10 protein-coding genes are annotated in these 13294 nt (G+C 42.7%); 3 read left to right on the top strand and 7 right to left on the bottom strand.

The annotated features are described in order from the left end of the window. Positions 1-8: 8 nt before the first annotated feature. A complete protein-coding gene (locus DKT75_RS19925; protein WP_109826271.1) occupies positions 9-3077 on the top strand; it encodes an Rne/Rng family ribonuclease in 3069 nt (1022 codons plus the stop codon). A 297-nt stretch (positions 3078-3374) separates the two neighbouring features. Further along, complete coding sequence (locus DKT75_RS19920; RefSeq protein WP_109826269.1) at positions 3375-3992, top strand: hypothetical protein; 618 nt, start codon at positions 3375-3377, stop codon at positions 3990-3992. Here the strand turns inward: DKT75_RS19920 and DKT75_RS19915 are convergent. The 5 genes from DKT75_RS19915 to apbC form a co-directional block, all read right to left on the bottom strand. Beyond that, positions 3989-5701, bottom strand: coding sequence for a potassium channel protein (locus DKT75_RS19915; RefSeq protein ID WP_109826267.1), 1713 nt, complete (start codon positions 5699-5701; stop codon positions 3989-3991). The genes DKT75_RS19920 and DKT75_RS19915 overlap by 4 nt on opposite strands. 20 nt (positions 5702-5721) lie before the next feature. After that, on the bottom strand, positions 5722-6102 hold the full coding sequence (locus DKT75_RS19910; RefSeq protein WP_109826265.1) for a DUF6394 family protein: 381 nt from the start codon (positions 6100-6102) through the stop codon (positions 5722-5724). Positions 6103-6152: 50 nt separating this feature from the next. Continuing rightward, positions 6153-6719, bottom strand: coding sequence for a dCTP deaminase (gene dcd / locus DKT75_RS19905; protein WP_109826263.1), 567 nt, complete (start codon positions 6717-6719; stop codon positions 6153-6155). Position 6720: 1 nt separating this feature from the next. Continuing rightward, positions 6721-7182 carry an LEA/WHy family protein gene (locus DKT75_RS19900; protein WP_109826261.1) on the bottom strand — a complete coding sequence of 154 codons (462 nt, stop codon included), beginning with the start codon at positions 7180-7182 and terminating at the stop codon, positions 6721-6723. A 68-nt stretch (positions 7183-7250) separates the two neighbouring features. Continuing rightward, positions 7251-8342: an iron-sulfur cluster carrier protein ApbC gene (gene apbC / locus DKT75_RS19895; protein WP_109826569.1), complete on the bottom strand. Its 1092-nt coding sequence runs from the start codon at positions 8340-8342 to the stop codon at positions 7251-7253. 172 nt (positions 8343-8514) lie between these two features. On the opposite strand from apbC, the gene DKT75_RS19890 reads away from it, so the two are divergent. Next, the gene (locus DKT75_RS19890; RefSeq protein ID WP_158278927.1) at positions 8515-9810 is read left to right on the top strand and encodes a pyridoxal phosphate-dependent aminotransferase; all 1296 of its coding nucleotides are present in this window, start codon (positions 8515-8517) and stop codon (positions 9808-9810) included. A 77-nt stretch (positions 9811-9887) separates the two neighbouring features. On the opposite strand, the gene lolA is transcribed toward DKT75_RS19890, so the two are convergent. Then, positions 9888-10523 (bottom strand): outer membrane lipoprotein periplasmic chaperone LolA, encoded by a 636-nt coding sequence (gene lolA, locus DKT75_RS19885; RefSeq protein ID WP_109826257.1) that lies wholly within the window; start codon positions 10521-10523, stop codon positions 9888-9890. Between the two features lie 7 nt (positions 10524-10530). Then, positions 10531-13155, bottom strand: coding sequence for a DNA translocase FtsK (locus DKT75_RS19880; protein WP_109826255.1), 2625 nt, complete (start codon positions 13153-13155; stop codon positions 10531-10533). Positions 13156-13294 lie beyond the last annotated feature (139 nt).

Below are 13294 nucleotides of genomic sequence, written 5' to 3'. Positions count from 1 at the left end.
ACAACTTAATGAAAAGAATAGCAATTAATGCCACGCAGTCCGAAGAAATTCGTGTAGCTATGGTAGACGGTCAGTACCTTTATGACCTTGATATTGAACATCCTAATCGCGCTCAAAAGAAATCTAACATTTACAAGGCTGTTATCACACGCGTTGAGCCTAGTCTTGAAGCGGCGTTTGTAAATTACGGCGCTGACCGTCACGGTTTCCTTCCATTCAAAGAAATTTCAAAAGAATATTGGAAGCCAACAAATAAAAAGACTGAAGGTCGCCCTAACATCAAAGATGTTATCAAGGAAGGCCAAGAGTTAATGGTCCAAGTTGATAAAGAAGAGCGTGGAAACAAAGGTGCAGCACTAACTACATTTATCAGCCTTGCTGGTCGTTACTTAGTACTAATGCCAAACAATCCTCGTGCAGGTGGTGTATCTCGTCGTATTGAGGGCGAAGATCGTCATAAGATTCGCGATATCCTAGCGCAACTAGATATCCCTGAAGGCATGGGTTCTATTGTGCGTACAGCAGGTGTTGGTCGTGAGTTAGACGAACTAACATGGGATATGGAGTACCTTAAGACATTATGGGCGGCTATTTCTCAAGCAAATACTGAACATAAAGCGCCTATTCTTTTATACCAAGAGAGTAACGTTATCATCCGTGCGTTGCGTGATTACTTCCGTAATGATATTGGTGAAATCCTTATCGATAATGAAAAAGTTTATGCGCAAGCACATGACTTTATCTCGGCGGTAATGCCTCACAACCTTCGTAAGCTTAAGCTCTATACTGATCCAGTACCTTTGTTTAGCCGTTACCAAGTTGAGAATCAAATTGATTCTGCTTTCCATCGTGAGGTTAATTTGCCTTCTGGTGGTGCGATCGTTATTGATCACACAGAAGCGCTTATTTCTATCGATGTTAACTCAGCACGTTCTACACGTGGTCAGGGTATTGAAGAGACAGCGCTTAACACTAACCTTGAAGCGGCTGATGAAGTTGCTCGCCAATTACGTTTACGTGACTTGGGTGGTTTAGTTGTTATCGACTTTATCGATATGTTGCCTAACCGTAATCAACGTGAAGTTGAAAAGCGTCTACGTGATGCGTTGAAGATGGATCGTGCACGTGTTCAAGTCGGTCGTATTTCTCGTTTTGGTTTGCTTGAAATGTCTCGTCAACGTTTGCGTCCTTCTCTGGGTGAGTCTAGCCAGATCATTTGCCCTCGTTGTAGTGGTGAAGGTACGATCCGTGGTGTTGAGTCACTTGCGCTTTCTATCATGCGTTTGATGGAAGAAGAAGCAATGAAGGATATGACGGTTGAGGTGGTTGCAGAAACACCTGTTCCTGTTGCAACGTTCTTGCTTAATGAAAAGCGCAAGCCTATGAACGATATCCAAGAGCGTCTTGGTATTCGTATGACGATTATTCCTAATCCTGATTTAGACACGCCTCATTATGAGATTACGCGTCTTAAAGAAGATGAGGCTGATGATCTACCTAAGACTTACCAGCGCATGACTAAGAGTACTGCACTGGATGCAGGGTCTACGCTGACTGAGCCTGCTGCGCCAATAGCTGCACAGCCTATTGTCTCTCAAGTACGCCCTGCTACGCCGGCACCTCAATCTTCTGCTTCGAAGCCAAATATTATTTCTCGTCTAGTGAGCTCACTATTTGGGTCTAAGAAAGAAGAAGTGGCTGAGCAACCTAAGCCTGTTCGTAAGCAAAGTAATAACGCACGATCAAATAGTGATGATAATCAATCACGCAGTCGTAAGCCGAATACTAACAAGCCTCGCAACAGCAACAAGCCTAAGCCGAATAATAGCCGTAGTAAGCAAGCAGACACAGCAGAAGACAAAACTAAGCCTAATACGCCGAAGACTGAAAAGTCTCCGAATACTAGAGCTAAGAGTGTTGAAAAGAAGCCGCGTCAGCCGAAAAGCAAGACGACTAAACCAGCTACTCCTGTAGAGGGCGATGTGGATGGTAATACGATTCAACAAAGCCCTGCTAAAACTTCTGGTGATAAGAAGCGTACAAACTCTAGAAGTCGTAAACCACGTGGTGAGAAAGGTACTAAGGATAACTCTCCAGCGGTTGTAGATAACTCTCAGGAAAGTCAAGATCAAACCCCTATTGAGATTAATATCCCGCTAGCGAGTAGTAGTGATAGTGTTTCTGATGCTAAGCCAGTTGCTAAGAAGCCGCGTAAGCGTCGTTCATCTAGAGGTTCTAAGTCTGCTGATAATAATGGGTCGACTGAAGTGACTGCTAATACAGTTCTAGAGAATTCAATTGCAACGACTGTCGTTAGTAGTGCGGTTGCCGCTGACCAGTCCAGCTCCAACGATGTTAAGCCTGATTATGAAGCTCAAAACAGAGCTGCTCAGTCAAATGAGCCTTTAGAGATCACGATTAAAGAGCCTAAAGCGGAGCCAGTAAAGAAGCCGAGAACGCGTAAGCCTCGTACCCTTAAAGCTAAGACTGAAAGTTCTGAAGTTTCTGCTACAAAAGTTTCACCAACTGTAGCAAGTACTGAAAGTAAAGCGACTGAAGTTGAGCAAGAGATTAAGTCTCAACCTGCAGCGGTTGAGAAAGCTAGTTCCTCAGAGAAGCCTGCTGAGACAAACTCTCCTGTAGCAGCTAAAACCAATACGATGACACGTAAAACAACTCGTCGTGTGCCGACCAAGAAAGCGACTAAGCCTAAAGATGCTGTAATAGTAGCTGATAAAGTGGTCTCGCCAATCAGTGAAGTGAAGCCAGCTGAGCCTAGTGTTAAGCCTGTTGAAGTTAAAGTTGCAGATAAATCTGTTGTGCCTGCTGCTACGACAACGACTCGTCGTAAAGCATCACCAGTTAAGAAAGCTACAAAACCTCGTGTAACGACTGAAAAGACGCCAAGCAAAGAGGTTGCACCGGTTGTAGTACCTGTTATACCAGCAGTGCCTAAGCCAGTGATTACGACGACGAAAAAAGTATCTACTGTTAAGGTTGAAGATAAATTTTCTCCAGTTGTGGCTGAAAAGCCTAAGCAAGGTGAAATCACCTTGGGTGATGATTTTTCAAAGTAAGTTTGTAGTTAGTTAATAAAAAAAGGCCAGTTTACTGGCCTTTTTTTATGGATGTCTGCTAAGGAGCATTGAAATAATACTTCTTGGTAATTATTAGGAAATCGTAATATCCATATCAGCTTTATCCCTTCATTCTTCCCTATTATATGTGCGATAATGCCTAATATATCGCTATTTTAGTCTTATAATAATAAAATATCTCATACATCCCCCAAACTTACATTATACGAATACAGTAATATGCCCATTTATAACCACACCGATAGCCCGCATCCATCAGGTTTTAGAGGATTTCGTGTGACCCGATATTTTGCGAGTGAAAAGAAAAACCGCCAAAGCTGGTTAGGTATCAAGAATAAAGATGCTGACGCAGTTCACGAAGAAGCCAAAAAACTACTAGCTGAGTGGGATTTTGAAGCAATGCTTGAGAAGAGTCAGCGAGATCGACTGAAAATAGAGCGTCCTCAGAACTCTGCTTACATCACTGGTGTGTCAGGCATTAAAATGAAGTTTGTTCGCCACACTAAGCGTCGAGAATCACGTGCGAAGCAGCCTAAACCGGGTCGTAAAAAAATATATACATCTGTTATCTATACACCTTACTTTGTCGTGTCCGGCAGTGTCGAAGGTAAAAAGTACATTCGTAAGTTCAATATCAAAACGCTGGGGTTTGATCATGCGTGGATGAATGCAGTGACTTACTTAGCTGAAACGAAAGGTATTAAGCAGTTTAGTCACTTGCTTGCTAAGCGTCCTTCTGTAGAGCAGTTTAATCTGATTAGATCGTGGCAAAACAGCAAAGGTTATGAAATTCCAGAACTGCGTCTGCCTGATGAGTTATTGGCAAAAAAGGAAGTCGATATAAAACGGAATCAAGAAGAGTTGATGACACGAAATCTTAGGATGATGAGCTAGCTTTTACGAGCCTCTAGCTGCTCTTTGTAAGCGATTATTTTTTTCCAAACCCAGCTGTCTGGTAACAATTTCCCCGTAAGTACGTATTGTAAGTACTGATCGTTTCGAGTGGTTATTTGTATATTGTGGTGTGCCTGTCGATTGCCGCACATAAGGAACCGATCACCTTTGTGAACGATGCGGTTATCTTCAGGGAGCATCACGTTACCATCACCACGCTTCAGAAATAACATGATGGCTTGAATACTTTGATCACGGTCGTCAGGGTGACGCAGCAAGTCTTTTACCAGTACTTGTGATTGCTCTAGTCGAGAAAATAGTGCTGGTGTTGTTTTCTTATCAACGGTTAGCTCCCAAAGCTCAGGGAAGTCATTGCCCATTACCCCAATCATTCTGGATGCTAATATATTTGCACGAGCCTTTTTAAAACGGCTGACGATTCGTAAAAAGTCACCTAGCAATGGTGTTCGGATTAGGGCAAAAATCTTGTCAGAAATCAAGTTTCCACGTCGCATGACAAGATCAAGATTGGCTGCTTCGAAGATGGGTTGATTTTTCTCTTCGTTTTGGTGCGCTATACGGAAGATATTTTGATTGATCTCAAATGCAGTCATTAGAACAGATAAGTTATCAGGGTCATTTCCTGTGCCAGCGATAATCCCAACGGCCTCATCAATACCTGCCTTTTTAAGCGTTGCCGCTTCTGTTGGACGTCCTATCACGGTACCTGATGGTAAGTCCCTTCGGTTACGGTCAGGCTCGATTACACACAGTGTTTCACCAATCTCATCTAAGTAGCGATAGGCTGCACGCCCAAAATCACCAAAACCACAGATAATCCATTTACCATTCTTGGGCGTGTAGATTTCATCAACTCGTTTATCACGTGAGCCAGTAGTCCATTCGTATATTAAATGTAATGCGGGTGAATGAATGGCTAACGCAAGACGCGAGGCAAAGGTTTCAAACGGGTTGATTACTTCGTTAGCACCAAAGGAAAGTATGTTTGATTCAGACTCTTGACTGTCTGCTCGTGCAATGAGGCGTACATTTTTATTGAGTAATTGTGCGACGATTGCAATTGTCAGATTTACTCTGTCATTGTTAGCTAAGGATATGATTCCAGAGCAACAGCGATGGTTGATACCTGCTATTTCTAAAATTTGTGCGTCAGAAGCATCTGCTTTTAGCCAGAGCGGTGAGATGGCAAGGTCATTGACCTCAAGTTCGTTAATTGGGCCTTCTTCGGGGTCTAATATGACCGAGAGTATGCCATCTTCGGCTAAGTCATTGACAAGCATGCGCCCTGTTTCACCATAACCACAGATTAGGTAGAACGGTTGACGTATTCTGCTCACGCTACGTTTGAAGCTATTGATTTTAATTTGTTGGCGAAATGCGGGGTCTTGGAATACATTTAATAGCGAACCAACACCGTATAACCAACTAATAACCGTGGCGTATAAACAAACCAGCGTCCAATAACGTTGCTCTTGAGTGAATTCGTAAGGAATTTCACCAAAACCAATTGTTGTACCCATGAAGCTAACAAAGTAGAAAGCATCAAAGAATGACATTTGGTAAGGATCATGGTTTCCATCTTCTCCTGGAATCATTACATACCCCGTCATTGAGATGGCGTAAACCAAGATCAATGTAATCAATGGAGAACGTAAACGACGTAATAAGAGATAGATTAGGTTAGACATGGCAGTTGCCGAATGCTGGCCTAGCGGCGCAGATTAACCGTTTCTGAAACCAATAAAATGACTGAGATAATGTTAGCTAGCAATGCACCACCACTGAGTGACACGATTGTTGCCAATGTGTCTGCCTCAAGTGGTAGTCCAGGTTGTGAGTTTATACCCCAAATGATGGCGGCAAATATCAACTGTAAGTCAGCCACTAAACTAGTCGCAAGAAATACTGAGCCAAGGTGTGTTCTATCGCCAAACTTCAACACGGTAGCAATAAGACTAACGACTATCGCCGCAAATAACTCATACACATCGTGATGAAGTGGGTTTGAGAGATCTCCTAAGAAAAAACCAAAATTCAGTGTCAGTGCAAGCACAATGAAAAATGCAAAAACAACCTTTTCAGTTCTCATGGGTCAATCTCGTTTGTTAATTTGTGAAGAATGGCAGAGCCACACTGCTATTAGGTGCGTGGTAATGTAACGCCAGTTTGCCCTTGGTATTTACCGCCACGGTCACGGTAAGAAGTTTCACATTCTTCATCTGACTCAAAGAACAACATTTGTGCAACACCTTCATTTGCATAAATCTTTGCAGGCAGTGTTGTTGTATTTGAGAACTCTAAAGTGACGTGTCCTTCCCATTCTGGCTCTAATGGCGTGACATTAACGATAATACCACAGCGAGCATAGGTAGACTTGCCTAGACAGATGGTTAACACGCTGCGTGGAATGCGGAAATATTCTACGGTACGCGCTAATGCAAATGAGTTTGGCGGAATAATACAAACGTCAGATTGCACATCGACGAAGCTATTTTCGTCAAAGTTCTTCGGATCTACTACCGCAGAGTTTATGTTGGTGAAAATTTTAAACTCGTTAGCACAGCGAACATCGTAACCGTAGCTCGATGTTCCGTATGAGATAATACGTTCTTCATTGACAGAACGTACTTGCCCTGGCTCGTAAGGTTCGATCATTCCATGATCTTCTGACATCTGGCGAATCCAGTGGTCTGCTTTGATACTCATATCAAGGTCTCAAATTGGTGCTGCCTGTGCGGGAAAATGGAATATTCAGCCATGGCAAGTGAGCTGATCCTGCTAATTCATACTGCATTGTGCCCTGTCCAAACAAACCTGGCAACATACGCGCTATATTTACAAAGCTGACCTTTAATGGCACTTGTACTTGTTTAGTCTGGCGTGCAGGAATAGTAAATGATTGATCGCGGTTACCGTTAGCGACTTGGATTTTATTGATGCTTAAAGCATAGTCAAATCCAGTTAACGGTAAAGGGAATGCATTTGGGTTAGTGATGTTAAGAATGAAGTTTGCGTCGCCGCCCTGCCAGTTTAAACGTTCAAATTGAACATCTTTAACGGAAACTTGTGGTGGCTCAGCAATGCCTTTGATTCTACCGCCGGATGAGCTGCATGCGGTTATTGAGAAAAGGCTTAGTATTATAATTAGTTTTGATATAATTTTAGTCATTAGTCCATCTTAAAACAAAAGAGTCGCACAATAAACCCATGCGACTCTTTGTCGATAAATGGTCTATTCTATGACTTGTGAATCACGATATTAGGGAATTTATTACTGTAATCCTTTGATTTCTCAGCAAGCTTTGCCGCCATGGTACGAGAAATATCATGATACATCTCACTAATCTTACCGTCTGGGTCAGAGATAACCGACGGCTTTCCGTCATCTGCCTGTTGGCGAATATTGATATCTAACGGTAAAGAGCCTAAGAAATCCACATCGAAATCTTTAGACATGCGCTCTCCGCCACCTTCACCGAAGATATGTTCTGCATGACCACACTCAGTACAAATATGAATGCTCATATTCTCAACAATACCCAGTACAGGAACCGCCACTTTTTCAAACATAGCCAAGCCTTTTCGTGCATCGAGTAAGGCGATATCTTGAGGAGTAGTAACAATAACAGCGCCACTGACAGGGATCTTTTGTGACAGTGTTAGCTGTGCATCACCTGTTCCTGGAGGTAAATCGACGATTAAATAATCCAAATCTCCCCAGTTAGTGTCACGAAGCATTTGCTCTAGTGCCTGTGTCACCATAGGGCCACGCCAAATCATTGGAGTATCTTCTTCTACTAAAAAGCCGATCGACATGGCTTTAATACCAAAGTTTTCCATTGGCTCAAGCGTAGAGCCGTCCTTAGACTCAGGTGTACCTGACATGCCCAGCATGCGTGGTTGGCTTGGGCCATAGATATCAGCGTCTAACACCCCTACTTTTGCACCATCTGCGGATAGGGCTAGCGCTAAGTTTGCAGCCGTTGTTGACTTACCAACGCCTCCTTTACCAGAGGCAATTGCAATAATATTTTTAATGCCTTCAATACGCTTTAGTGATTTTTGAACAGCATGAGCCACGATATTTTGATTCACAGTCACTTCTGAACTAATAACGTCTGCTGTTGAAGATAGAAGTCCTTCTATTTCTGACTTAAGTGCATTGGCGTATTCTCCGGCCGCATATCCAAGCTCTACAGTTACAGAGGCCTTACCTGCATCAATTTCAATTGATTTAACCGCACCACTACTGACAATGTCATTACCTTGATATTTGTCATTTATAATTTTCAGGGTATTTTCGATTGTTTCTTTTGAAAGTTCGCTCATGCGTACTTCTCCATCGTTTGGGGTTTGGCCTAAGAAGTTTACACCAAGCACTTTCATTCAAGAACAATAAATAACATCACTTATAAATATCATTAGAAATACAGTTTTAGGGTCGCAGTTAGCGCAGGCTTTGTTAATATGTCGCTACCAACTAAAACAAGAGTAGATAAACGTGCGACAGAATTTATTACGGGCAGATAATAAGCTTCTAAACTACCCCATTCGTGAAGTGGTCACTATTGGAAAGCAGTTAGAAAAGTTAGGCAATCTTTCAATGGTCTGGGAGAATATTGGTGATCCTATTACCGCAGGTGAGCAGATGCCTGAATGGATCAAAGAGATTGTCCGAGAGAACTCGGTTACAGATAAAGTCTTTGCCTATACAGACACGCGTGGTTATTTACCCACTCGAGAATTTGTCCTAAAAAACTTCTCTAATGAAAAAATATGTACTGTTGATGATATTCTATTTTTCAATGGTCTAGGAGAGGCAATTAATAAGGTAATTAATAACTTACCTAGAGAAGCTAGAATATTAGTACCCTCGCCTACTTACCCGTCTCATGCGACTGCTGAGGCAATGCATGCCGGTTGCTCATTTATCTCTTATAACTTGGACCCAGAAAATGACTGGGAGCCTAACCTTGAAGAAATAGAAAACAAAGTTAAATACAATGATCATGTTGTGGCGATTTTGGTGATTAATCCTAACAACCCAACAGGTCGCGTTTTTAAGCGCGAAACCCTCGAAGCGATCGTTAAAATTGCCAAAGATCATGATTGCTTTCTGATCTTTGACGAAATCTATCATTCAATGGTCTTTGATGGTGTAGAGAACGTATTGCTGCATGAAATAATCGGTGATGTACCAGGTATAAGCATGAAAGGCATCAGTAAAGATGTTCCTTGGCCGGGTTCTCGTTGTGGTTGGATTGAAGTATACAACTCAGAAAAAGATGCTGAGTTCCATGATTTCATTAACATGATTTTATTGGCTAAAATGTTAGAGGTTTGCTCGACGACATTACCTCAAATGGTATTACCTCATATTTACTCGTCACCCAAGTTTAAAGACTACCTGCAGGGGCGTATTGAAAAGTATCATCGTAGAGCTGAGCAAGCAGTAGCTTTTTTCGAACAGATACCACAAGTGCGTGTATCGATGCCAGGTGGCGTCTTTTACTTTGTTGTTCAGTTGCTCGACTTACCCCGCTCACAACTGAGTGCAACGACTAAGGCATCGCGTTTATACCTAAATGAGTTGTTATCCGAAAAGCTAGTCGCACCTGACTTCCAGTTTACTTATGAGTTAATGGCTTCAGAAGCTATCTGTGTTGTACCTCTGAGTGGTTTTGGCTCATCATTAAACGGCTTTAGAATGACACTATTGCAAGAAGATGATGAAGTCTTCACTGAAACACTTGAAGCATTAGGTCGTGGCATCACAAAGTATTACGCAAACGCTTAGTTTCAAAAGCATACAGACACAAAAAAGCCACCTTTACGGTGGCTTTTTGCTATCTAAAGCGAGATCAAATTAAACGATCAACGTGCTTTACCGATCACATCTACACCCTTAGGTGCTTGGAAGTAAAAAGTACCGCCGCTGATTGGTATATTGCTTTGCGTGTTTAAAATGATATCAGTGCGTTGGCCAAGCTGGTCATGCATAACCATACGTTTCAGATTACCTTTAACATCCAATCCCATTTCAATGCTCTTGAAATCACGACTTGCTTGCTTAGGTGTTAGTTGGAACCAATCTTGTCCACCACGTGCAGGTAGCGCTTTAATGTGAAAGCGTGCAGCGGGTACATCTCTTCTTGTTAAGAAAGACATAGGCGTTGAAGATACAGCAGAGTTAACTGGCTTAATTGTTACTTGCTCTAAGTCTTCATCATAAATCCAAAGATTCTTACCATCACTAACCAGTTCTTGTGGCTCAGGAGTCATATAAACCCAGCGGAAGCGACCCGGGCGGCTCATATACATCAAACCAGAACTGTTTTGTATTGCTTTGCCTTTCTTGTCAAACACTTGTTGCTTAAAGCTACCTTTCAAGCTGGTCACTTTAGTAAAGAATGAATCAAGGCGTGCTCGTGCTTCTTTAGCATCTGCAACCGCTAGCTGACTCATGCTTGTAGCTGCAATAAAGACAGCTGTTAAAATTGTTTTTTTCATGTATTCCTCAGTCTTTCACAGGTGGTGGAGCTAGTACTTCGCGTGTTCCATTGGATTGCGTTTCACTAACAACACCGGCTTTTTCCATATCCTCAATCATTGAGGCTGCGCGGTTGTAACCAATCTTAAGGCGGCGTTGCAAGTATGAAATCGATGCTCGTCGTGACTCCGTCACAATACTAACACCTTGGTCATACAGCGCATCACCCTCGGAGTCCGCTAATGGTTCTAATCCGGGGATGGGCGCACTCGCACCGCCAGTATCCTGTAGGACATCATCCAGATACTTGGGTTCCCCATTTTCTTTGAGGTAGTTTACAGTGACTTCAACTTCTTCGTCACTTACAAATGCTCCATGTATACGCTGAGGTAAACCTGTACCAGGAGGCATGTACAACATATCACCATTACCAAGTAGCTGCTCAGCACCACCTTGGTCAAGAATGGTTCGTGAATCAATTCTAGTGGATACTTGGAAGGCGATTCGAGATGGAATGTTAGCTTTGATCAAACCAGTAATAACATCTACAGAAGGACGCTGTGTCGCAAGGATTAAGTGAATACCTGATGCACGTGCCTTCTGAGCTAATCGAGCAATCAACTCTTCTACCTTCTTACCGACTACCATAATCATGTCAGCGAACTCATCGATGACAACAACGATATACGGGTAAGGCTCAAGAATCGAAGGCTGCACATCTACATGCTTAGTAGGGTCAAAGCTAGGATCAGTAATTGGCTCACCACGATCAATGGCTTCCTGGACCTTCTGATTGTATCCAGCAATGTTACGCACTTTCATGTACGACATAGCGGCATAACGACGTTCCATTTCACCCACACACCAGCGTAATGCATTCGCTGCATCTTTCATGTCAGTAACAACAGAGGTTAAGAGGTGAGGGATGCCCTCATAAATACTTAGCTCAAGCATTTTAGGGTCAATCAAAATAAGCTTAACTTGCTCAGGCGTCGACTTGTAAAGCAGACTCATAATCATTGCGTTAACCGCAACTGATTTACCAGAACCGGTTGTACCCGCTACCAACACATGAGGCATTTTCGCAAGGTCAGCAATGGCAGGGTTACCCGCGATTGTCTTACCCATTGCAATAGTGAGTGGTGACTTTGATTGCTGGAAAATCGGAGCATTCAAAATTTCACTAATCGCGACAAGCTCACGGGTATCATTGGGTATTTCGATACCAATGGTTGTTTTACCCGGAATGACTTCAACGATACGAATACTAGGAACACGCATACTACGAGCAATATCTTTGCTCAACCCTGAAATACGACTTACTTTTGTACCCGGTGGTAGGTCGATTTCGAAACGTGTAACAACAGGGCCAGGGAACCGGTCAACAACTTCAACACCATTGATGCCGTAATCAGCCAGTGTTGTTTGAATGCTATTGGCTAGATCATTTAACTGTTCTTCAGAGAATTTGTCTTGATTCGCGGGTGCTGGCTCTAAAAGGTCTAAAGGAGGAACTAGTCCTAGCTTTTCCGTTGGTGGTCTTTTGTTAGCAGTAGCTGGTGCGCTTACTTTTTTAGGTGCAGCGGGCTTTTGCTTTGGAAGTGCGACTGGGCTTAAGTATTCTTCCTCATCGTCAAAATCATCCTCTACAGCAGCGGGTGCTTGAGCTGGAGCAATAGGTGCGGGTCTAGTGATTTTGACTGGTGGAGCGCTTAATGGCTCTGCTTGAGTCTTAACAACTTCACGAATAGTTGGGATTTCATCTAGTTCGTCCAGTTCATCCATCTCGTCTATATTAATCACAAGCTCTTCTGGCTCTGCTTTCGCAGCGCCCTTACGTGAGACTAATGCACCGACGCCGGCTACTGCAGCCGCTGCTGCGATAGATAGCTTTTTTGCTTTTGTTTCAGTTTTTGCAGGTGGTTGAGCTTTTGGCGCTGAAGAGGCGCTACTTACAGCTGCTACTTCTTCTTTAGCTTTCTTCTTAGGTAAACTTATTTTAGGCATCTTAGGCATTTTGAGCCTACTTTCTTTCTTACCTTCAGATAGGTCGTCTGGGTCGCCCATAACCTTTTCAAATAACCAAAGTGCCCATTCCCCTACTTTGTCGACAACCTTTAACCAAGATATATCCAGTATTAGGGTAAGGCCCGCAAAGAAACCGCAAAATAGCGCTACGGTAGAACCAAAGTCACCGAGTACCGCGACCATTGCCTTAGCCATCATCAAGCCGAGTAAGCCACCTGCTTTAAAAGTTAGGCTACTCTCTGGCCATAGTAGTGTCACTAGGCCACAACCGCAGAACAGTGCTAAAAATACACCCGTTACAGTTAACCAAGTATTTAAACCACCTTGTCTAGGCATTGGTCTAAATAAGAAAAAGCCTACATATAGTAAGGCTAACGGTATGAGATAAGCTAAGTAACCTAAAAACCCAATGAGGATACTTGCTAAATAGGCGCCAGCAGGGCCTGCTTTGTTTTGAATAATAGCGTCGCTATCAAATTGTATAAAGCTGGGATCTTGTGGATTAAATGATACTAGTGCCAGCAGTATGACTGCGCTTAAACATGAGAAAAATAAAATACTGGTTTGCTGCAAGCTTACTATTTTTTTTGCATTAAGCTTATTTCCAAATCCGTTGTCTGCCAAAACCTACTCCATGAAGTTCACTTCCCGAACGGGATATAATTATTATAATGTATGAAAAATGGCTACTAATTGTAATTATTAAGCCATGTCACGCCCCTGTTGACAGGTGATTATAAAGGTTTGAGGCAAGAAAAAGAAC

This window comes from Leucothrix arctica, assembly GCF_003172895.1.
In the GTDB taxonomy this organism is placed as follows: Bacteria; Pseudomonadota; Gammaproteobacteria; order Thiotrichales; family Thiotrichaceae; genus Leucothrix; species Leucothrix arctica.
The sequence above is the reverse complement of the archived record's forward strand: the minus strand, read 5'-3'. Positions and strand labels throughout refer to the sequence as shown.

Coding starts and splice junctions, on each gene's coding strand:
- DKT75_RS19915 (WP_109826267.1), bottom strand. CDS start 5,701: ATGTCTAACCTAATCTATCTCTTATTACGTCGTTTACGTTCTCCATTG.
- apbC (WP_109826569.1), bottom strand. CDS start 8,342: ATGAGCGAACTTTCAAAAGAAACAATCGAAAATACCCTGAAAATTATA.
- lolA (WP_109826257.1), bottom strand. CDS start 10,523: ATGAAAAAAACAATTTTAACAGCTGTCTTTATTGCAGCTACAAGCATG.
- dcd (WP_109826263.1), bottom strand. CDS start 6,719: ATGAGTATCAAAGCAGACCACTGGATTCGCCAGATGTCAGAAGATCAT.
- DKT75_RS19925 (WP_109826271.1), top strand. CDS start 9: ATGAAAAGAATAGCAATTAATGCCACGCAGTCCGAAGAAATTCGTGTA.
- DKT75_RS19910 (WP_109826265.1), bottom strand. CDS start 6,102: ATGAGAACTGAAAAGGTTGTTTTTGCATTTTTCATTGTGCTTGCACTG.
- DKT75_RS19900 (WP_109826261.1), bottom strand. CDS start 7,182: ATGACTAAAATTATATCAAAACTAATTATAATACTAAGCCTTTTCTCA.